General features: G+C 45.8%; 15 protein-coding genes and 3 riboswitches. Of the genes, 12 read left to right on the top strand and 3 right to left on the bottom strand.

What is annotated here, in order from left to right; genetic code table 11:
- Positions 1–7 precede the first annotated feature (7 nt).
- The 3 genes from J2T20_RS24635 to J2T20_RS24625 all read right to left on the bottom strand — a co-directional run bounded on the left by J2T20_RS24635 (position 8) and on the right by J2T20_RS24625 (position 2,104).
- Positions 8–949 (bottom strand): helix-turn-helix transcriptional regulator, encoded by a 942-nt coding sequence (locus J2T20_RS24635; protein WP_307592491.1) that lies wholly within the window; start codon positions 947–949, stop codon positions 8–10.
- Positions 950–985: 36 nt separating this feature from the next.
- Complete coding sequence (locus tag J2T20_RS24630; RefSeq protein ID WP_307592489.1) at positions 986–1,333, bottom strand: NisI/SpaI family lantibiotic immunity lipoprotein; 348 nt, start codon at positions 1,331–1,333, stop codon at positions 986–988.
- 99 nt (positions 1,334–1,432) lie between these two features.
- A complete protein-coding gene (locus J2T20_RS24625; RefSeq protein ID WP_307592488.1) occupies positions 1,433–2,104 on the bottom strand; it encodes a DedA family protein in 672 nt (223 codons plus the stop codon).
- A 97-nt stretch (positions 2,105–2,201) separates the two neighbouring features.
- Here J2T20_RS24625 and J2T20_RS24620 point away from each other — a divergent pair, with 97 nt between their 5' ends.
- From J2T20_RS24620 to J2T20_RS24565, 12 genes are all read left to right on the top strand, one after another.
- Entirely contained in the window at positions 2,202–3,518 is a 1,317-nt protein-coding gene (locus J2T20_RS24620) for a polysaccharide deacetylase (RefSeq protein WP_307592487.1), read from the top strand.
- Positions 3,519–3,630: 112 nt separating this feature from the next.
- The gene (locus J2T20_RS24615) at positions 3,631–4,965 is read left to right on the top strand and encodes a DUF58 domain-containing protein (RefSeq protein WP_307592485.1); all 1,335 of its coding nucleotides are present in this window, start codon (positions 3,631–3,633) and stop codon (positions 4,963–4,965) included.
- Entirely contained in the window at positions 4,934–7,303 is a 2,370-nt protein-coding gene (locus J2T20_RS24610; protein WP_307592483.1) for a transglutaminase-like domain-containing protein, read from the top strand. The genes J2T20_RS24615 and J2T20_RS24610 overlap by 32 nt, the downstream gene beginning before the upstream one ends.
- Before the next feature lie 147 nt (positions 7,304–7,450).
- Positions 7,451–8,989: a glutamine-hydrolyzing GMP synthase gene (gene guaA / locus J2T20_RS24605; protein WP_307592482.1), complete on the top strand. Its 1,539-nt coding sequence runs from the start codon at positions 7,451–7,453 to the stop codon at positions 8,987–8,989.
- A gap of 429 nt (positions 8,990–9,418) precedes the next feature.
- Positions 9,419–10,549, top strand: a complete 1,131-nt coding sequence (locus tag J2T20_RS24600; RefSeq protein ID WP_307592481.1) for a hypothetical protein — start codon at positions 9,419–9,421, stop codon at positions 10,547–10,549.
- Positions 10,550–10,667: 118 nt separating this feature from the next.
- Positions 10,668–10,767, top strand: a riboswitch (purine riboswitch).
- Between the two features lie 126 nt (positions 10,768–10,893).
- The gene (locus tag J2T20_RS24595; protein WP_307592479.1) at positions 10,894–12,294 is read left to right on the top strand and encodes an NCS2 family permease; all 1,401 of its coding nucleotides are present in this window, start codon (positions 10,894–10,896) and stop codon (positions 12,292–12,294) included.
- A 146-nt stretch (positions 12,295–12,440) separates the two neighbouring features.
- Positions 12,441–14,024, top strand: a complete 1,584-nt coding sequence (locus J2T20_RS24590; RefSeq protein WP_307592478.1) for a glycosyltransferase family 39 protein — start codon at positions 12,441–12,443, stop codon at positions 14,022–14,024.
- A gap of 59 nt (positions 14,025–14,083) precedes the next feature.
- Positions 14,084–17,914, top strand: a complete 3,831-nt coding sequence (locus J2T20_RS24585) for a glycosyltransferase family 39 protein (RefSeq protein ID WP_307592476.1) — start codon at positions 14,084–14,086, stop codon at positions 17,912–17,914.
- A gap of 35 nt (positions 17,915–17,949) precedes the next feature.
- A complete protein-coding gene (locus tag J2T20_RS24580) occupies positions 17,950–18,933 on the top strand; it encodes a glycosyltransferase family 2 protein (RefSeq protein WP_373457855.1) in 984 nt (327 codons plus the stop codon).
- Positions 18,923–19,327, top strand: a complete 405-nt coding sequence (locus J2T20_RS24575; protein WP_307592472.1) for a GtrA family protein — start codon at positions 18,923–18,925, stop codon at positions 19,325–19,327. The genes J2T20_RS24580 and J2T20_RS24575 overlap by 11 nt, the downstream gene beginning before the upstream one ends.
- Before the next feature lie 38 nt (positions 19,328–19,365).
- Complete coding sequence (locus tag J2T20_RS24570; protein WP_307592470.1) at positions 19,366–20,025, top strand: class D sortase; 660 nt, start codon at positions 19,366–19,368, stop codon at positions 20,023–20,025.
- A gap of 112 nt (positions 20,026–20,137) precedes the next feature.
- A riboswitch (cyclic di-GMP riboswitch) is annotated at positions 20,138–20,218 on the top strand.
- A gap of 64 nt (positions 20,219–20,282) precedes the next feature.
- Positions 20,283–20,363: riboswitch (cyclic di-GMP riboswitch) on the top strand.
- A gap of 13 nt (positions 20,364–20,376) precedes the next feature.
- Positions 20,377–21,186 carry a transglutaminase-like domain-containing protein gene (locus J2T20_RS24565; RefSeq protein WP_307592469.1) on the top strand — a complete coding sequence of 270 codons (810 nt, stop codon included), beginning with the start codon at positions 20,377–20,379 and terminating at the stop codon, positions 21,184–21,186.
- Positions 21,187–21,444 lie beyond the last annotated feature (258 nt).

Raw genomic sequence — 21,444 nt, 5'->3', positions numbered from 1 at the left:
GTCAGGTTTATTTTGAGCATCCGTATTTTGCAGCAATTCCTGCGCCCATCTCCCCAAGTTTAAGACGTATATGCTCCGGTGAAAGCACCTCCACAGCTGTTCCGAAGCTTAGAAGGAAGCCATATAACCACCCGTCCTCAGGGTAGTCGAGCGAGACCCTGTAGCCGCCCATGTCGTCAGCTTCAAGCTCAGTGTAGTCAAAACGATCCTCGGCAAGGTGTTTACCTTCGGGTGTGAAACGAAGAACCACTGGCACCAATGAGGTTTCTCTTGTCATCTCAGCGATCCAAGGGAGCTCTTTCGCAGGAAGGTCTTGTCTTGTAAAAGTACGCGTCTCCTTCACGAGTGCCTTCATCCGCAGCAGCTTGAACAACCGGAATTCCTGCCGTAATGCACATAGGCCGTATAAATACCATGACTGCCCCTTCAGCACCAGCGTGTAGGGCTCCACTGAACGCAGAGTTGACTGACCCTCTGCACTGACATATTCGAAGGTTACCGCCACGCTGTGCTCAAGCGCTTCCTTCAAAGTACTCAGCCTCTCTTCCAGAGGGCTGTTAATCCCCCAGGGTGAAAAGTCGACCACGAGCTGGGTCGTTTTGCTGCGGAAGGCATCGATTTTGGAGGGGGGAATCACGCTGCTGATCTTCTCCATGAGCAGTGAATGTTCACCCCCGCCATAGGCGGAGACATTCTGCAGGGCCGTAAAAATATCGGCCAGCTCCCTGTCTGTTAGAATATTACGGTCAAGGCGGTACCCTTCCATAAGCCCTATACCGCCGTTGGCTCCTTGATAGGTAACCACTGGTATGCCCGCTTGATTAATACTTTCGATATCACGGTAAATCGTGCGCACGGACACCTCAAACATGTCGGCGAGCTCTTTTGCCTGAATCAGATTTCGGTTCATTAACAGGATGACAATGGATAGCAATCGATCTATTTTCACAGGTTGATCCCGCTTTCTTGGAATATTCGGTCTATATTAAGGTTCATTATATACGGCTTTTCGAAGCTGCCCATTGATTTCAACGGCAAATTCATACTTCAAGTCCCTGCCTTTTATTTCATAGATTGTACTCCCTACAGGGGCTATAGTGGAGTCTTCATTTTTTTCAGGCAAGGCTATGGTTGGATCTATGTAACGTTTGACATGACCCAGCTTTTGTCCAATAGATAACTGACTTACGATTTCATCGGTTACAACATAGGATTTGTTATCCCACACAACAACTTCTGGATAGGGCAGTAAAGGGTATTCTGTCGCTTTATTATTGGAACACCCTGCCAATATAACGATGAAGAAAATCATTAATCTAATGAAATGGTTCATTAGCTGCACCCCCGCTTATCTCAGGATCACTACAGCTATTTTATCAAACAAAAGGGTACAAAGTCTTGCCAATAACTGCGCAGCAAAAAAAAGGGCGGTTCAATCACCGCCTCTTGAGGGCTCTTTTATCTTGGCTTTCAACTTAATATTGGCCTTCCGTTTACCTAAATGGGCACCTATGCTACGGCGGAAGCGGTATAAGATAATGAACAGGGCAACCACCGCAATACCTGCAAGGATCCATATATCATAAAGCTCGAACAAATGAAAAACTCCCTCCCATTGAGGGCCGAATATCCGCCCTAGGCCGAGAAACAGCAATACCCAAAATAGAGCGCCGCTGTAAGCATACAAGGCAAATTTTCGGAAGGGAAGGGCGATGATGCCGGAGAAGTAACCGGTAAAGTGACGTACGCCGGGAATAAAATAACCGATAAAAATAAGGATGCTTCCGTACCGTTCGAACCAACGCTGCGTCTTGTCCAGCTTACTCGGAGAGAGCAAAAACCATTTGCCATAGCGCTGTATAAAAGGTAATCCGGCTTTCAGTCCGATGAAATAGGTTGTAGTCATACCTACAGTTGTGCCAATGAAGGCGACTAGAATTAAGGTCATGAAATCCAGTCTTCCCATATAGGACAGGAACCCGGCAAAGGCCAGGGTGGTCTCACCCGGAAAAGGCAAAGCGACGAACTCCAGCAGCAACCCAAAGAACAATACACTATATCCGTAATTGGCAAATAACTCTTGAATCCATTTCAACATTTCCATTAGGTTGTCACTCTCCAGGAAGGCAGTTGTTATTCTATTCTGAAGCTTGTCTTCATACAATCTACCAAAAGCCAATAGAATGCTGGAGGTAGAGAAGATGAGGGATAACAAGAAAGCCCGCAGCCTAGGATTAGTTCTGCGCGGATTGCTTTTAATGATAGCTGTAATGATGGTAGTATCTGGTTGCGGTACCTCGCAAGCTGCAAGTATCAGGACAACAAAGCTGCAGGAGAAATCTCCTGCTCACGCAAAACAAAACGTTCCTGTGGCCATAAAATATTCCTCCGCTGCACAGCAACCGAACACCCCTCAGGTCTCACCAACGCCCGCAGTCGCATCAAAAGACAATGAATCCCGCAAAATGGTCTATTTAACCTTTGACGATGGACCCAGTCCAGTCACTGCAAAAGTACTTGATATTCTAAAAAGTGAAGGTGTGAAGGCGACCTTTTTTGTGTTGGGCAACGGAGCCAAAAGCCACCCGGAGGTCATTAGCAAAATTTGGGAACAAGGTCACGCCATAGGCAATCATAGCTATGATCATAATTATCACGAATTATATAGCGGATTTACCCGCTTTTGGAACCAGATCAAGAAGACTGAAGAGATTATTCGAGGCATCACAGGCACAAGACCTCAGCTTATTCGAGCACCCGGCGGAACCTTCGGTCATTTTGATGATACCTACTTCTACCTGCTGAAGCAAGCAGGGTACTTAGTTACTGACTGGACTGTGGATAGCGGTGACTCCAAACGAAGAGGGGTGCCAGCAGCTGAAATCATCAAAGAGGCAGTACCGAATACTACTTCCTCCCGTGTAGTTCTGCTAATTCATGATGGGGGAGGGCATGCAGAAAGTGCGAAGGCGCTCCCTGAAATTATTGCCCGCTACAAAGCAGCAGGGTATACCTTTGGTTTACTGGATAACCAGGTTAAGCCTGTACAATTCAGGGTTTCTTCGTCCAGTGCCGGTTCAGAGGCAGCTAAACCTTCCGCGGCTTGGATTGCCTCGAATATAACCACTAATAGCGCTTTGTTCGAGGTAGGGAAACCGCTGATACTGGAAGTGGGGAAGCAGGAAACGAAGCTTAAGCCAGGGGAGTACAGGATTGAGCAAGGTCAATACATGGTACCCATGCGGGCTGTTATTGAGAGACTTGGAGGCAAGGCGAACTGGGAAGCGGGTATTCGTAGCGGAAAGGCTACCTTAAATGGGCGATCCTTTTTGGCGGATGTTGAGAATAAAGAGCTGGTCTTCAACGGAGTTAACGGTGAGGTATCCGTCAGGAAAGGTAAAGTGGAAATGATAGGCGGAGTAATCTGGGTATCGCTTCGCGATCTGCTTGAAATTGTCGAGCATCCGCCGCTGTCAACCAATGTGACTAGCGAGGAGCGTCGGGTGAAGGCTGATTAGCTTTATAAATTGCATTTAACCGCAAAAAGAGTTCATTGCAGCGTCTGCCCCCCCTTTTTCCTGGGAAGAATAGATAGCATCTAAATCTATGGAAAAAGGAAGGGTTGTCCCATTGTCCTCTTCATCTTTAATAGATCCGCAACAGAAGATTGACCCAAAACCGACGGAAAAACTACCCTATCTCCGCAATAAAAGGGCTTTGTTAGAGTGGGCGCGAATGCTGGGTGTAGGCGGTTTGTTCTTCGGTTTATATTTAGGACTAGGTGGTTTTGAGCTGCTGTTCCTTTCTGTGGCTGTCGGACTTCTTTTGGTTGGCGGATTCATGTTGTATTTGCTCGGACCTAAGCGGATAGATATTAATCGTTTGGTCACCCCGGTTCATGCCGTATCCGGTGAATCGGTGATGGTCACAGTTCAAGTTAGCTTTCGTTCGCGTATTCCACTGCCATGGATGATGATTACAGACCGATGGAGCGGTGAAATTCACCGGGAACTGCTGTTTCCCGGCTTTCGCAGAACTTTTATTTATACCTACAGATTGCCGAAAGTGACACGCGGCTTTCACCATTTAGAGAATTGCTATATAAAGTGGGGCGATTTAACAGGCTGGTTTACAGGTATAAGTCATCCGAAGGGAAGTTCAGAATTCAAAGTACTTCCGTCCCCATTATATTTTGGACAAATGAATATGCAGGGCGGTTATATTCCGGGTGAGTCTGCTGCTGCATTGCGCAGTAGAAGCCAAGAAGAGGCTACAGATATCCGTCATTATCTACCCGGAGATCCACTGAGCCGAATCCATTGGAAAAGCTCAGCCCGGCATGGGACTTTGCACAGTCGAACCCCTGAACGGGGGGATGCGCGTATGATCTGTATCGTACTGGATAACGCCTTCAAGAGTTATGAGATACCTGCGGATGCGCTTCTACCCCGTAGTAGTAGGGGGACGGAAACTCCTGCGTTTGAAAAGGCAGTTTCGACAGCAATGGGATTGATGCGCTCTGCCGAGCGTTCAGGTGCTTATGTTCAGCTGTTCAGCGGCGGATGGCCCGAAGGGATGGCTAGGCATGAAGGGCTGGGTGCCATTCCGGGCAGGGTACTGAATGTCCTCACTGAAATTAAGTCCGACAGCACAAGAAGTCTGTCGCAACTTCTCGATGATGCTTCCCATGGATGGATTCCGGGCATGAGCATTGCTGTCGTCACAGGGACATTGGAGCAGGAATCCGCAAAGGTAATTGCCCATTTATTATCGCATGGCGTGAAAGTCAGCTTATATTATGCATGGGATCGGAAATCTCCGGGATCTGCTTCTGGAAATGGCACCATCGGAGACAGTTTAAAACGTCTGGGCGCGGGATTATATTGTCTCGAGCATGCAATGCCGACCTATGGTCAGGGGGTGGAACCCTCCCATGAGCCATCTGGACAACCAAGAGTACGGTAGATTGGGTTTGAGGGTAGAAGATCCTGATCAAGGTATGAACCGAGGTCGGTCACCAGGGAAGAAAGAGAGCAGTTCAGCCGAATACACGGGGAGGCTTCCCGTATATTTCAGGTTGCTGTTCTCTTTGCCTATAATGGGATTGTTTATACAGTGGCTGCATCCTCTATACCGCATTAGCCAGGAACAGGACACCCGCCAGCTGTTGGCTGTTCTTGCCCTGGCGGCAATGCTGCTATTAGTATGCGGATTGTTCCATCTCCCCGGCTGGGTGCCCCAGTCGATGCAGTTAGTAATTATTCTATTATCATGGATATATATGTGCGCAGAGGATAAAGGCATAGCCTGGTTAACCGCTTTTCTCACGGGAATCAAAGGGGATGCACTCCTGTTTCTTTCCGGGAAGATGTCCGAACTCAGCAGCGAGAGCCGTCTATTAATCCTGATGGTAGGTTGGGGGATGCTGGTAGCCTCCGTCCAGCATTTAGCTCTTTTTAGAGCCAGTATTTCACTGTTTAGTATTGTAACCCTGATCTACCTGTTGATATTGAACAGGCTGACCGAGATCAATACAATTCAGGAGATAGTGATTTCAACAGGCTTGATTTTATGGCTGAAAGCGATGTGTTGGTTGCTTCTAATGCGAGAAAAAAATCCCGGCTGGAGAAATATTCCGTATGCCCGCTGGGGGCTTACTGCTTTTATAGCTGCTGCCGGACTAACGGCAGCAGCTTGGTGTGGGGGTGAGCTGTATAGCCCGCAACCGGGATCGCCGATTTCATTGCTGCCGGTGCTCGGCAAGCTGCAGGCATGGGCCGAAGGAGAAAGTTCGGTACAACAGGGAATGGCAGCGGGAATGACAGGCTACGGCTCTGGTGAAAGAGAGCTAGGCACGCCTTTATCCCAAAGCAATGAGCTTGTGTTCACGGCAGAAAGCAGTCTACCCGTCTATTGGCGCGGAGAAAGCTTCGCTTATTATGACGGACGCCGATGGGGAAAAAGCAGCGAGGCTTATCAACCGCTGAATTTGGCAAGTCTGCCGGATGAGAGTTCTCCAGAGTTCATAGAATCAGGAGGAACTACGCTGCTTCAACGGGTACAATTCGCCGTTCCATCGCCTGGAGGGCAGCCGTTATTTGGCGCCGGAAGGGTTGTAGATGTTACGAATGTTCAGTTGGCTGACGGCAGTAAATTGGGATTTATATTTTCGAATGCAGAGAAGGACAGTTTCCGGCTGCCCAACATTAGAGGTTCGGCGCGGATAACCACATATATGGTTATGTCTTTGTTGCCTGAGATGAACCCCGAGGTTCTTCGTGCCTTTGCCGGTTCGGACCCGGTGAAGGTAAAGGATACTTATTTAGAGCTGCCCACCTCACTCCCGGACCGTGTTCGGGAACTGGCTGGAGAGATCATAGCACCTGCACGGAGCCGGTATGATGCTGCCGTTGCGGTAAGGGATTATTTGCAGAGTCGCTATCCATACACCTTGGATACCAAGGTGCCACCGGTAGGAGCCGATTTTGTGGACGACTTCTTGTTCGAATCCCAGAAAGGCTATTGTGTTCACTTCGCTACGGCAATGGTTACTCTGCTGCGCAGCGCCGACATTCCCGCACGATACGTGCAGGGATACGGGCCTGGAACCGCAGAGAAGGGCTCCGTCCCTCTGCGGTATGCAGTCACCCAGGCGGATGCACATGCCTGGGTAGAGGTTTATTTTCCCGGCGCGGGCTGGGTTCCCTTCGACCCCACGCCGGGTTCAATAGCGGCAGCGGGCACCGCGCTGCCAGGTCAACCTCCGGCGGCTGCCGTGCCGCCGGGGCTATTCTCGCCCGCTGCGCTTGGCGCGGGCACCCTCCCCGCCCGGCTGCGCCAGGGCGGGCCAACCCCAGCGCCGCTCCAAGCGGCGGCGCTGCTGCTTCCCGCCGCCGCTTGGCGCTGGCGGCGGAGCCTGGCCCTGCTGCTGGCTGCGCGCAGCAGCAGAACGGCCAAGCCAGAACGGCTGCTGGCCGCAGCCGCTCTGGCTTGGCAAGGGCTGGCGGCGCGCTATGGCCAGCCGCCGCCGGGGATGACCGGCAGGGAGTACGCTGCCTCCCTGCACATAGAGGATGCCAGACTACGCGAAGCGGTCTGGCAGTTTGTACGCCAGTGGGAGCTACTGGCGTACAGCCCGGCCCACCCTCGCTCTTGCTTCCGCGAGCGAGCTGTTCCGGCTTCTTCAACCTGTGCATCCTCTTTAGATGCACAGTTGGTCTCTGCCGAACCATCATTACCTGACTCCGCGTCAGCCACTGAATTTATAGGTGTCTGCCTGGGCATTACACTGCGTGTAACTTAATAAACGTGCATTGTTTGTTTATTCTTGCAAGATCAGGAAGTGTACCCTTTGATTTTGACAAAAGGGTTCTACAATACGGTGTCTCCTTCCTTGACGGTGTTAATTATCCATGAGTATAATGAATCCAATAATCAAGGGAGGCACGTAATGGACAAGCCAAATGAAATCATCGTCGTTCTCGATTTCGGAGGACAATATAACCAACTTATCGCGCGCAGAATTCGGGACCTAGGGGTATACAGCGAGCTTCTGCCGTACAATACGCCAATTGACAAGATCAAAGCACTTTCACCTAAGGGAATTATTTTCTCCGGCGGCCCTAGCAGTGTCTATGCTGAGGATGCACCGCATGTTGATCCAGCTATTTATGATTTGGGTCTGCCAATCTTCGGTATCTGTTACGGTATGCAGCTTATGGCCCATCAGCTTGAAGGTAAGGTGGAGCGCTCTGCAAAACGTGAGTACGGCAAAGCAGACGTCGACTTTGAACTAGGAGCTTTGCTTGCTGGGGGACTTGAGAGCCGCCAGACCGTATGGATGAGCCATGGTGACCATGTCGTTGAGCTTCCGACAGGCTTTAAGCTGGATGCGGGTACCGAAAGCGCCCCAATCGCGGCAATGAGCCACAACGAACGCAAATTCTTTGCCGTTCAGTTCCACCCTGAGGTGCAACATTCCGTACGCGGTAACGAGATGATCTCCAACTTCTTGTACGAAATTTGCGGTTGCGAAGGCAAATGGACGATGGAATCGTTTATTGAAGACGCAATTAAGGATATTCAAGATAAAGTCGGAGATAAAAAAGTACTTTGCGCACTTAGCGGCGGAGTTGATTCCTCCGTGGTGGCGATGCTTATCCATCGTGCGATTGGGGATCAATTAACCTGTATGTTTATCGATCACGGTCTTCTGCGCAAGGGCGAGGCAGAGAGCGTTATGGAAACATTCGTAGGTAAGTTCGATATTCATGTTGTCAAAATTGATGCCCGTGAGCGTTTTATGAGCAAGCTGGCTGGTGTAGATGACCCTGAACAGAAGCGTAAAATCATCGGAAATGAGTTCATTTATTGCTTCGATGAAGAGTCAGCTAAGCTGGGAGACTTCTCATTCCTAGCCCAAGGAACACTTTATACGGATATTGTAGAGAGCGGAACGGCAACAGCACAAACCATCAAATCGCATCATAATGTGGGCGGGCTTCCTGAAGATATGAAATTTAGCCTGATTGAACCTCTGAACACATTGTTCAAAGACGAAGTCCGTAAATTGGGCGAAGAGCTGGGAATGCCGCATGCGATCGTATGGCGTCAACCTTTCCCTGGACCGGGACTCGCAATTCGTGTGCTGGGTGAAATTACGGAAGAAAAGCTGACCATCGTAAGGGACTCCGACTTAATCTTGCGTGAAGAGATTGCCAAAGCCGGTCTGGACCGTGAGATTTGGCAGTACTTTACAGCTTTGCCTAACATGAAGAGTGTTGGCGTTATGGGTGATGCCCGTACGTACTCATACACTGTAGGTATTCGTGCAGTAACTTCCATCGACGGCATGACCGCTGACTGGGCACGTATTCCGTGGGATGTATTGGAGAAAATCTCTGTTCGTATCGTAAACGAAGTAGAAAACGTAAATCGCATTGTATATGATGTGACCTCCAAACCGCCTGCAACGATTGAGTGGGAATAGAAGGATCATCCAAAAGCAAGAGCTGGAACTGCCGGTACAACGGCGTTCCAGCTCTTTTTTATGCGCACTTTTTTAAAACAAGGCCATTTAATACCTGGTAATGTGCAGGTGTCTGCGGGGTCACATGCCTTGGCTTTTCAGGTTAGTTGTAGTTTGTACACTTAAACCATCGATTTTGCCGAGGGGCGATACTTTAATTGTATTTTCTGCAGCTATATTCCTTGGGGAAGGTGCATTATGAGGGTTTTTCAGGATATAAATGCAAAAAGTACAACTAAAGTCACTTAGCAGGATCATTCCCCAATAATAAGTGTACAGAATGCAGTTATTTCATTGAGATAAATTTAATTATAGTTATTAATTCCCAACATTTCCTGGCAAGGATCGAATATCCTTGAGAGGTACATAGAAGCAATGGGAGGGTTCATATTGGACGTATTTAATGTTGCCCAAACGATGGTTAACCATATCAAAGCTACTTGTCCGGAGGATATTGCGATTGTTGCCTATTATGGGTCTTATGCGCAAGGAACGGCTACTAAGCGGTCAGATCTTGATTTTTTCTTTATTCCAGCTACGTCTAAAGGTTATTCAGCCAGTCTATCCTTTGTATTAAACGACATCAGCTTTGATTTTTGGCCCATTAGCTGGGAGCGTGCTGAAAAAATGGCCTCTTTCGATGATCCGTTTACTACAATTATTGCGGATTGTCAGTTTCTATATGTCCGTTCGGAGGCAGACCGACTTCGGTTTATGAAGCTGAGAGAATCTATTTCATCCAATCAGGAGCCGAGTAATGGACAAAAGCTGACAGAAAAAGCGGAGTCTCAGCTTAATGATGTCTATGTTCATTTGTATAAAATGAGCTGTGCCCGCAACTTGGAGAATAACATTACATTTTATCGAACAGAGGCACAATTGATTTTAACAAAAATATTTCAATGTCTTGCTCTGCTGAATCGTACATATTTCACTAGGGGATGGGGCAAAAATATAGAACAAACTCTACAACTCCCCATAAAACCAAACCGATTGGAGCACCATTATAACGTTATTCTGTACAGTCGGATATCCGCAGACATCCGGTTGGCTTGTGAGCAATTGACAGCCGATACCCTTGAACTGGTACTGACTCACAAGGAGTCATACGCTGGAACACCATCTTATCGTGAGCGAATGAACGGCTTTTACGAGGAGGCAAAGGGTACTTTAGACAAAATTCTTACTGCTTGTGAAAGCAATGATTATCCTACGGCTTTTTTCGCGGCTATTGGGGTACAGGATGAAATCGCCCGTTTTTTATTTTTTGCTGAAAAGGGGCAGTGGCCCAGTGAATTGAATTCCGGCTTAGACTATCAGGATAGCTATAACCGTTTAGGATTTCCTGATCTGGCGGCTCTTGTTGATCCTGAAAAATTATTCCAGCTTCAAGCAGCCGTGGAACATCTTAACGTTCAGTTAGAGAGCCATCTTTACATCCACGCAGTTCCAATTCATCGATTCCAGAATATAAACCAACTCGAAGAATTCCTTCTCAATCGTTCAGCAGCCGGACAATGACAATGGGTCAAGTGGTGTCGTCGCGAAAATTGTCTGATTTACGAACGATTTAAAAAATATGACGAATAATGTTCGTTTTTGCCATTGACAACTCATGTCATGTCCACCTAAAATGATAAAGCACAACAACACAAATATTCGTATAATTTCAGGGATTGGCCTGAAAGTTTCTACGAGGTCACCGTAATGACCTGGCTACGATTAAGAAGAGGATTCCTAGGTTATCACTGCTGTAAGGCTGGTGATTATCAAGGAGGAACTTTTTTTTCGAGCCGGCGTCTCCCAAGACTCCGGCCTTTTGTTGCTGCCAACAGCATACCAACATACCTTAGGGGGAGAACAATTTGAATCGCTTTTTCAAACTGAAAGAGAATGGTACTACTGTGCGCACAGAAATTATGGCCGGTTTGACCACGTTTATGGCAATGGCTTATATCCTGTCGGTTAACCCAGGAACTTTAACAGCTTTCGGCCGCATTGATATGGGATGGTATTCCGTATTTCTGGCAACAGCACTGGCAGCAGGTATTTTTACAATCGCTATGGGCTTGTTTATTAATTTCCCGGTAGCTTTGGCTCCTGGTATGGGGCTTAATGCATACTTCGCATCCGTAATCTTGTCTTCTGCAACATCGGATTCTCCATTTACTTGGCAGATGGGATTGACAGCGGTATTCATTTCCGGTTTGATCTTTATCCTTTTAACGATAACCAGGGTACGTCAAATATTGCTTGATGCCATTCCTGACGGCTTGAAGCATGCAATTACAGTAGGTATTGGTTTGTTTATCACTATTATCGGGCTTAAGAACAGCGGTTTGATGACGATCGGCGTTGAAGCCGGCAACGACATCAAAGCGAACACCTTTACAGATGTACTTTCCTTCGAAACTGTAATACACATGGGAAGCTTGGAGAACACAAATGTTCAATTGGCTATTATAGGTCTTCTTCTCATTGCCATCCTGATGGTGCTTAAGGTTCGCGGTGCAATCCTGTTTGGTATTATTGGTACAACTGTAGCGGGTATCCTGATGGGTGCTGTAGATTTCAGCAGCTTGTCCAATCCGCAAACCCCTTGGGTTCCTGATTTCACTCAATTGAACTTTATGGAATTTGACTGGGATGGTATCCTTCATACAGGTATTGTTTCGACCATTGCAACATTCACTTTCGTAGAACTATTTGATACTTTTGGTACGCTGGTGGGTACAGCACAGCGTGCAGGTATTATGGATAACCCTGAAGAGGGTAAAAAACGTGTAGGTAAAGCAATGTTTGTAGATGCGGTTGCAGTAGCAGGCGGTGCGGTGTTGGGTACATCCACAACGACAGCTTATGTTGAAAGTGCCGCAGGTGTAGCAGAAGGCGGACGTACAGGTCTAACTGCTGTAACCACTGGGGTATGCTTCCTGCTCGCGTTGTTCTTTGCTCCGGTCGTTGCATTGATTCCGGGTTCAGCTACGGCAGCAGCACTTATTATCGTTGGTGTACTCATGGCCCAATCGATTCGTCAGATTGATTTTGAAGATATGGTTATTGCAATTCCAGCTTTCTTGACCTTCGTAATTATGCCGTTCACTTATAATATCGCTAATGGTATTTCCTTCGGTATTGTTACGTATGTTATTCTTGCTTTTGTGGGTAACCTATCCGGCAAGAAGAAGTATGATATTCACTGGATGATGTGGGTACTAGCTGTTCTGATTATCCTTCGTTATGTACTAATCGGCAGCCAAGGTTAGGACTTAATCTTTAAAGTTAGCGGCTCCTTCTAATAGAAGGGGCCGCTTTTTTGGTATTAAGTATATACGGCCGTCTTCCATAGTCCAGAGGGAAGGGCTTTTCTTCATCCAGCATATAGATTATATTGTTGAAGAGGTGATGCGTGTTGTGGAGTAGTTTAAAAGGTGGGTACAACTACTGCAGAAACAATCCGTGGCTGGTAGCTTTGTTTCTATCGGGAGCTGCAATTCGCATTCTTTACATAGGGTCCATTCCCGGAGGTTTGAATCAGGACGAAGCATCCATAGGTTATGATGCATTTGCTATTCTACATTACGGGATAGATCGGAACGGAATTCACTTGCCGATTCACCTTATTTCATGGGGAAGCGGCCAGAATGCCCTTTATGCCTATTTGTCCATGCCCTTTATTTTAGGATTCGGATTAACTCCATTTTCAGTGCGGGCAGTCAGCTTGCTGATGGGCTTGCTGGGCATGATCGTATTTTATCTTTTTTCCAAAGCTTTGTTTAAATCTAAGTCTGCAGATCTAGCTGCAATGTTCCTTATCGCTATTAATCCATGGCATATTATGATGTCCAGATGGGCGCTGGAATCCAATTTATTACCAACCCTTATTTTAATTGCAGCTTACTGTGCATTGAAGTCATTCCAATCCCCGAAATGGTCTTATGGTTTTACTGTCTTAGCGGCACTTTCGCTGTATGCGTATGGGACTGCATATTTTTTCATACCGGTATTTACCTTGGCAGTAGCTGTGTTCCTGCTATTTAACAGGATGCTGACACTTCGAACAGCGCTTTGGAATGTTGTGTTGTTTGTACTATTGGCTCTACCTATTCTATTATTTATTATTATCAACCATTGGAAGCTCCAGAGCATAGAAACACTGCTCTTTTCAATACCGAAATTGACTACACCGCGTGTTGAGGAAATTTCCTCTCTATTTGGTGGAGACCTATGGGCAGCTGCCAGTGCAAATTTCCGGAACTTTATAAGCTTGATTGTCAGTGGAACGGATGGACTGCTCTGGAATGCGATTAGTCCTTATGGATACGCTTATCCCATTGCATTACCTTTTGCTGTTGTGGGTCTGATCCTAATGCTGCAATCCTTATGGAATAAAGAACATGCAGCGGGACCTCGCTTTTTAGTTCTGTTATGGCTTATCGTATCTGTTCTTATGTCCTTCATCACGGATGTAAATATCAACCGGATTAACGTTATTTTTTATCCTCTGCTATTTTTAATTGTTGAAGGGTTTTTATGGCTTGCCCACAAGGTAAAAGCTGCAGGAGTCGCTTCAGCTGCCTTGTTCGGTGTATTCTTTGTACTGTTCGCTGCGGCATACTTTCGTGACTATCCTCAAGAAATCGGACCGGCTTTTTATGAATCGTTCGGTGAAGCTGTACAATTTGCTTCTATAGAGAGTGAAGGTAAGGTGTACGTTACAGATCAGGTAAACATGCCTTATATTTATGTGCTTTTTTATGAGAAAATTAATCCTAATGACTTTCTGCAGACTGTTAAGTACAAGAATCCCGGTGATGCATTTCAGGTGGTGTCTTCATTTGGCAGATATGTTTTTGGCCGGCCGGACATAACCTCGAAGGAGAAGGCTGCTTATATCATTTGGAATGGAGAGTTGCAGTCTCTTCCGATGGAGAGTGAGCATTTTTCCATTACAAAATTTAAGAATTATACTGTGCTTATCCCTAGAAATGAATAATGAGAGTTTAGAATACCAGCGGATCGCTGGAATAACATCGGTGAGGTGAAGGTTGAGCAATGATAACTACTAATAAACGCATAACTGCAATGGTTCTGTTCCTGCTGCTTTTATTTGTTTTCCCTGTCTCAGGTGCCTTTGCAGCAGGGAATCTTGTGCAGAATCCTGGCTTTGAAGAAGGGGAAGCGAATGCTCCCTCCAACTGGACAAGGGATGCATGGATTTCAGGTGACGGCTCCGGACTGATCTCTGTTCAATCAGAGGAGGTCCATTCCGGCAGCAACGCGGCTATGATTGAGAATTTGGAACCCAATCACTTGAAGTGGGTACAGGATATTCAGGCTCAGTCTGGAAGTTACTATAAAATATCTGGATGGGTGAAGGTAGTAAGTGCCGAAGGCGATGGAACAGGTGCGAATATCCTCGCCGTAGGGATCGGAAGCGGTTATCCAAGTGTTATAGATACGGCTGGGGACTGGCAATATCTTGAGTTTTTCGGTCAAACCGGACCCGAGCAAACGGTGTTTGGGATAGGTGCCAGCCTTGGAGGATATTCCAGCTTGATCAAAGGCAAAGCCTATTTCGATGATTTATCAGTAGAGCTGTTAGAGGCTGCTCCTGTCGGAAAGGATATTATTTCATTGGATAGCGGGGCTGCAGCTCAGGACGCAAGCAGCGAAGATCCGGCGGCTGCTTCCCACAAAGTATCGCCCACAATGCTGCTGCTAATCTCGTCACTTTTTACTATTGTTTTTGTTTACTTCTATAATAGAGCTTTCCGTAGCAAAGGACTTTTGGATCAACCCGAAGTCATCTATCAGAGATGGCTGGTTGTAGCCATGGGAACCTCGCTTATTCTGCGGATATGGATTGGTATAACCGCGCAGGGGTACGAGAATGACATGAATACCTTCATTGCCTGGGGTCAACGCATGGTGGATTTGGGTCCTGGGAATTTTTATCAAGAGGGTTATTTTGCTGATTATCCTCCGGGGTATTTATATGTATTGTATTTACTTAGTTTCATTAAGGGTGTATTCGGTTTTGCACACGGTTCGGCGGGAGAGACCCTGCTTTTCAAGCTGCCTGCAATCCTTTCTGACCTCGTGCTTGGATATTTGATATTTAGAATAGGGCGTAAGAAAATAGGCTCTGGCCTAGCTGTAGGTTTGATGCTTCTCTTCTTATTTAATCCTGCCGTCCTTATTAATTCAGCTGCTTGGGGTCAAGCCGATTCCTTTTTCCTGATATTTTTGCTCATGAGTATTAAGGGTGCTGTTGATAAAGCTTTCGTTCGATCAGCCATATTTTTTGCAATCGCGGTATTGATTAAGCCGCAGGCGCTTATATTCACTCCGGTTCTAATGTTTGCCTTTTATCATCACCGTGCATGGAAGCAGCTTGCTGTGGGTGCATTATATGGTCTTGGCACATTTATCCTGCTTGCCGTTCCTTTCTTCTGGAATAACGGCGGTTTGGGTGGCATTATCCGTCTCTACAAAGCCACCCTGTCCTCCTATCCGTATTCTTCGGTTAATGCCTTTAATCTGTATGCACTGACCGATCCCTTGTGGTCGCCACTGGATACAACTTGGCTGGGAATCACCTATCGAATATGGGGATTTATCTTTATATTGGTTGCGGTCGCCTTTGCAGTCCTTTTTTCCTTTGCCAAAGAGCGTCTCGATCTATCCAAGTCCTACTATATAGGGATGGTTCTGATCGTTATTGTGTTTGTACTTGGAACCAAAATGCATGAACGTTATCTTTTCCCGGTTGTAATTCTGTGTCTCTTCAGTTTTATTGAAAGCCGTGACCGGCGTTTCCTGACTTTGTTTCTGGGGTTCAGCTTGACTCAATATATCAATGTAGGTTATACGCTTGCCCATCTGAACGCAGGTAATAATCCCGGTTCGGATGGAATTGTGCTGATCACAGCGATTACCAATCTTGGGCTTCTGTTATATATGCTCTATATTGGTTACCATGTGTATATACGGAAAGAGACGAAACTCCTTCTTCCCCAATATACAGTGGCGGAGAAGAATGCCGAGGATTTGAGTATTATTGAAGATATCCGTCCATTTGCGGAGAGCGGACGTGGATCGAAGCTCAAGCTTCAACGCAAGGACTGGATAGGGATTATCTTGATTACAGCTGTATATGCGGCACTTGCCCTGTTCAATCTAGGTTCTACCAAGTCCCCGGAAACGTTATGGGAACCGGCAGCCAAAGGCGAAAGCTTCTACATCGATCTAGGAGAGAGCAAACAGCTGGAGCGTGTGAATATATTCGGAGGCGTTGGTACGGGTAAATTTCAGCTGGAATTCAGCCAAACCCCTGATACTTGGAGTACACCACTGGATGTTAACGAGGACGTAGGTAATGTATTTGTATGGAAAAGCCAACCCCTCAACGTAGCGGCGCGTTATATGAAGCTTACAGTTGATTCACCGGGATTCGCGCTGCATGAGATTGCCTTGTATGCGCAGGGGGGCGGAAGAACTCCGCTGCCGATTGCCAATGTGGTTCCGGATGCCCAAGTCGTATCCAAACACGGAAGTCCAATCAACCTTTTTGATGAGCAGTCACTAATTCCCGCATATTCAGGGTTCATGAACGGGACCTATTTTGATGAGATTTATCATGCTCGTACGGCTTATGAATATACACATGGAATTGTGGCTTACGAGAATACGCATCCACCGCTTGGAAAGCTGTTCATTGCTATCGGGATGGAGCTGTTCGGTGTGAATCCGTTCGGTTGGCGTATTGTCGGCACACTTTTTGGTATAGCCATGCTTCCGCTCATTTACATTATGGCTTTGCGTTTGTTTGGAAAGAGTAGATACGCGGCTGTTGCTGCAGGATTATTTGCTCTAGATTTCATGCACTTCACCCAAACACGTATCTCCACTATAGATGTGTACGGTGTCTTCTTCATCATGTTGATGTTTTATTTCATGCAGCGGTATTTCACTATGAACTTCTATCTGGTTCCTCTAAGAAAAACCCTAGTTCCCTTATTCTGGGCCGGATTGTTCTTCGGGATAGGAGTAGCCTCCAAGTGGATCGTGCTGTATGGGGGTGCCGGGCTCGCGATTATGCTTGCTTTAGTTTTGCTTGAGCGTCATAGGCAGTATCGTGCGGCAAAGAGAGTTCTGACTGAAGGTAAACTTAGTGATCAGGAACTGAAACATGCCAGCCAGGGGGCTGTCAAAGTCTTTTGGAGGAATACGACCCTTACTTTGCTTAGCTGCATAGTTTTCTTTGTTCTTATTCCTGTCCTTGTATATAGTCTTTCTTTCATCCCTGTTCTGACACCAACAGCGGAGGGTTATACGCTTAAAGGCCTGGTTGATGCCCAGAAGAACATGTACAACTACCATAGTCAGCTTGTAGCTACGCATCCCTTTGCCTCTTCCTGGTGGCAGTGGCCCTTTATGAAAAGACCGGTCTGGTTCTACAGCGGTGGGGAAGGTCTTCCTGCGGGTAAAGTAACCAGCATTGTCACCATGGGTAATCCGCTCATCTGGTGGGCAGGGATTTTTGCAGTGTTGGGAACTTTATGGCTGTCTATCAAACGTAAAGACAAAAGTCTATACATGATATGGATTGCTTTCTTTTCTCAATTTGTACCTTGGATGCTTGTTCCGCGTGAGACTTTTCTTTACCATTACTTTGCTATGGTACCATTTCTAATTCTTAGTCTTGTTTATATGATGAAGCTTCTTGATGTCAAGCACCCAAAAGCCCGTTACATTCGTTATATCTTTATAGGGCTTGCAGCGTTGCTGTTTATCGCGTTTTATCCGGTGCTGTCGGGTATGGAGGTTAACGGGGATTATGTTAAACACTTTTTACGCTGGTTCCCTACCTGGGTGTTTTAAATGTTGAAGAATGACTATGCTTGAGGAGGAACGTAATGAAAGCTAGATACAGCGTAATTATTCCTATGTTCAATGAGGAAGAAGTTATTGCCCACACGTATGATCGATTGAAAAAAGTAATGGACACCTGCGGGGAGTCTTATGAGCTCTTATTTGTTAATGATGGGAGCCGTGACCGTACAGTAGAAATTATGCGGGAAATCACTAGCCGGGATAAAAACGTAAAGCTGATTGATTTCTCCCGTAACTTCGGACATCAGGTAGCAATAACCGCGGGCATGGATTATTCTGAAGGTCAGGCGGTTGTAGTGATCGATGCAGATCTTCAGGATCCGCCGGAGGTCATTTTAGAGATGATCGAGAAGTGGAAGGAAGGCTACGACGTTGTATATGCGAAGAGATTGAAACGACATGGGGAGACTCTTTTCAAAAAAGTTACGGCTAAGCTCTTCTACAGGCTTCTAAGCAGCATGACGAGTGTGGAGATTCCAACGGACACAGGTGACTTCCGCCTTATTGACCGTAAAGTATGTGATGTACTAAGAGGATTGAAAGAGAAGAATCGATATGTCAGAGGTTTGGTAAGTTGGGTGGGCTTCCGCCAGACTATGGTCGAATACGTACGGGAAGAGCGTTTTGCAGGCGAGACCAAATATCCGTTGAAAAAAATGATTCGCTTTGCATTAGACGGAATTACCTCTTTCTCACATAAGCCGCTCAAAATCGCTTCCTATATCGGTTTCTTTCTTTCCTTTGCCAGCTTTATTTACTTATTTCTTGTATTGTTCCAGAAATTATTCACCTCGTGGACCGTACCCGGTTGGGCTTCTATTGTAGGGATTAACCTGCTTTTCAATGGTATTGTGCTAATGCTGCTTGGTGTTATCGGTGAATATATCGGTCGGATTTACGATGAGTCCAAGGACAGACCACTTTATATTGTTCGTGAGACAACTGGTTACCATGATAATGAAGAATCGTTAGAGGCGGGTCTGAAGGTACAACGCCATGTCCGATAAAAGCCTGCGAGCCGGAGTCGTTCAATTTCTGAAGTTCAACGCAGTCGGCGTGCTTAACACATTGGTTGATTTTGCGATATTTACATTATTACATTCCATTGGGATGGTATATGGCGTGGCTCAAGTCATTTCCTACAGTGCGGGTACTGCCAACAGCTTTATTCTCAATAAAAAGGTGACCTTCCGAGACCGAGACCGCAACAGCACAGACGGCTTTGACCGCAAGCAGCTATTGAGATTTATTCTACTTAATCTGGTAGTGTTGGGTATCTCCCTGCTGTTAATGAACCTTTTGACTGACAAATTCGGGGTTCAAGTGTTAATGGCTAAGGTTATGGTTACCTTTGTTACGGTTGTTATCAACTTTTTTGGTAGTCGGAAATGGGTTTTTTGATATATTTATCATCATCTTAATAGAGAGGAGTGCATTCTATGCGAAAGTTTTCCTACCTGCTGATACTATGCGGTATTTTGATCATACTGTATCCGAAGGCTAATGAGTGGTTTAACGATTGGCAGCAGAATCGGCTGGTGAATGAAGCAGAACAGAGTTATAGAGAAAGTGAGACACCTTCTAATGATGCTGAGCTTAAAAGCAGATATGCTAAGGTTACTCAGCTGCTTGCTGAGGAATCCGCGTTGGACGAACAAGCTCAGACAGAAGAGGACAACTCTGCTCAGGCTCAGCCGGAGGTTGGCGGAGATGTGATTGCACTCATCGAGATTAAGAAGATAGACCTAAAGCTTCCCGTACTTGAAGGGGCTACGAAAGCGAATATGAAGCATGCCGCCACGCATATGAAGGAAACAACACCTCTAGGTGAGATAGGTAATTCAGCAATTGCTGCTCATAGAGCCAGAAAGACAGGAAGATTGTTCAACAGATTAAATGAAGTGGGTATAGGTGACATTGTTACGGTAAAGACCAAGAACCAAGACTACAATTATGAGGTTTATGATATTTCTATCGTGGAGCCAACTGACGTTTCTGTTCTTAAGGGCAATAACAAGGACTCGATCCTTACACTTATTACTTGTGATCCGCTGGTCAATCCGACGCACCGGCTTATAATTCATGCCAAGTTACCCTGAATAATGTACAGAATTTGAATTATCGTAAAATATCATTATAAAATAGAGGATTCTATCAACCAGTCTATTGAGTATTACCGAAAACATGGTAATATAATAGATATAAAGCTAAACACGATAACGGCAAACCTATCGAAAGATAGGGACGCAAAGCTAGAGGGCCTTCCCGAAAGGATGGCAGCCAGCTACCGAATGAAGAGGCTTTTTTTGTTTTAATTAACTCGTTTCTATGATTCTAGTAGATATAGATAAAGCTACAACGATAACGGCAAACCTATCGAAAGATAGGGACGCAAAGCTAAAGGGTCTTCCCGAAAGGATGGCAGCCAGCTACCGAAAGGAGTTTTATCCATGAAGAAGTTCTATTTCATGTTAATGACACTATTCGTGTTAGTTACCTCAGTACCGGTTAATACAGCAGAAGCAGCAACTGCCGATACCCCTTGGTTGAACACATCGAAGTTAGCTGAGGGTGTGATCGGAGTACAATATGAAGTACCATCAAATAAACGTACCAAGCTGATGATTACTAAGGATGATAGCAGCTACACTTATAACCTGTTATCTTCTAATCAAACCGAAGTTTTTCCACTTCAACAAGGTAATGGTTCTTACAAGGTGTCTGTTCTTGAGAATACAACAGGCAACAAGTACAGAGTCGTATACTCTGAAGTAGTGGACTTATCTCTAAGCAATACTGATGTTGTATATTTGAATTCTGTTCAGAATATTAAATGGAATTCCTCAGATAAAGCCATTCAGAAAGCTCAACTACTGACACAAGGCATGACAAATGATGAAGAGAAAGTGAAAGCAATCTATAACTACATCGTTAAGAACGTACAGTATGACTATTCATTGGCAGCCAATGTTGCTACGGACTACATTCCTAATATTAATAATACGATTACGAACAAAAAAGGTATTTGCTACGATTACTCTTCCTTATTCGCCGCGATGCTCCGTAGCGTAGACATTCCGGCCAAATTGGTAATGGGCAACACGAGCTATGTAACTGAGTACCATGCTTGGAATGAAGTTCTACTGAATGGGAAATGGGTAACCATTGATACAACAGTGGACGCTGGATTAATAAAGAACAAAAAAACAGCCGAACTAATCAAAAGCTCCAGCAAATATACCTCGGCTAAATTCTATTAAAATAATTAAAATAAACGTGATAAATGAACAACCTACTTAATTATTAAGCAGGTTGTTTTTATTTTTGTATAAGGGTTGATTTTTGATCTAGTAATGAGTTATTATAAGAAAGCGTTATCAAAGACTTGTCTGCACCGATGAATGATGGACTGAAAAGAAGTCATTCAAAAAAAGCTTGCAATTGATTTCTATACATGATATATTCTTATTCCGGCCAAGAAATGTTGATGCCGAGCTCGAAAAAGAAGTTGAAAAAAA

It is taken from the genome of Paenibacillus wynnii (assembly GCF_030812855.1).
GTDB lineage: Bacteria > Bacillota > Bacilli > Paenibacillales > Paenibacillaceae > Paenibacillus_AQ > Paenibacillus_AQ wynnii_A.
The sequence above is the reverse complement of the archived record's forward strand: the minus strand, read 5'-3'. Positions and strand labels throughout refer to the sequence as shown.

Coding starts and splice junctions, on each gene's coding strand:
- J2T20_RS24630 (WP_307592489.1), bottom strand. CDS start 1,333: ATGAACCATTTCATTAGATTAATGATTTTCTTCATCGTTATATTGGCA.
- J2T20_RS24625 (WP_307592488.1), bottom strand. CDS start 2,104: ATGGAAATGTTGAAATGGATTCAAGAGTTATTTGCCAATTACGGATAT.
- J2T20_RS24620 (WP_307592487.1), top strand. CDS start 2,202: ATGAGGGATAACAAGAAAGCCCGCAGCCTAGGATTAGTTCTGCGCGGA.
- J2T20_RS24610 (WP_307592483.1), top strand. CDS start 4,934: ATGAGCCATCTGGACAACCAAGAGTACGGTAGATTGGGTTTGAGGGTA.
- guaA (WP_307592482.1), top strand. CDS start 7,451: ATGGACAAGCCAAATGAAATCATCGTCGTTCTCGATTTCGGAGGACAA.
- J2T20_RS24585 (WP_307592476.1), top strand. CDS start 14,084: ATGATAACTACTAATAAACGCATAACTGCAATGGTTCTGTTCCTGCTG.
- J2T20_RS24580 (WP_373457855.1), top strand. CDS start 17,950: ATGAAAGCTAGATACAGCGTAATTATTCCTATGTTCAATGAGGAAGAA.
- J2T20_RS24575 (WP_307592472.1), top strand. CDS start 18,923: ATGTCCGATAAAAGCCTGCGAGCCGGAGTCGTTCAATTTCTGAAGTTC.
- J2T20_RS24570 (WP_307592470.1), top strand. CDS start 19,366: ATGCGAAAGTTTTCCTACCTGCTGATACTATGCGGTATTTTGATCATA.
- J2T20_RS24565 (WP_307592469.1), top strand. CDS start 20,377: ATGAAGAAGTTCTATTTCATGTTAATGACACTATTCGTGTTAGTTACC.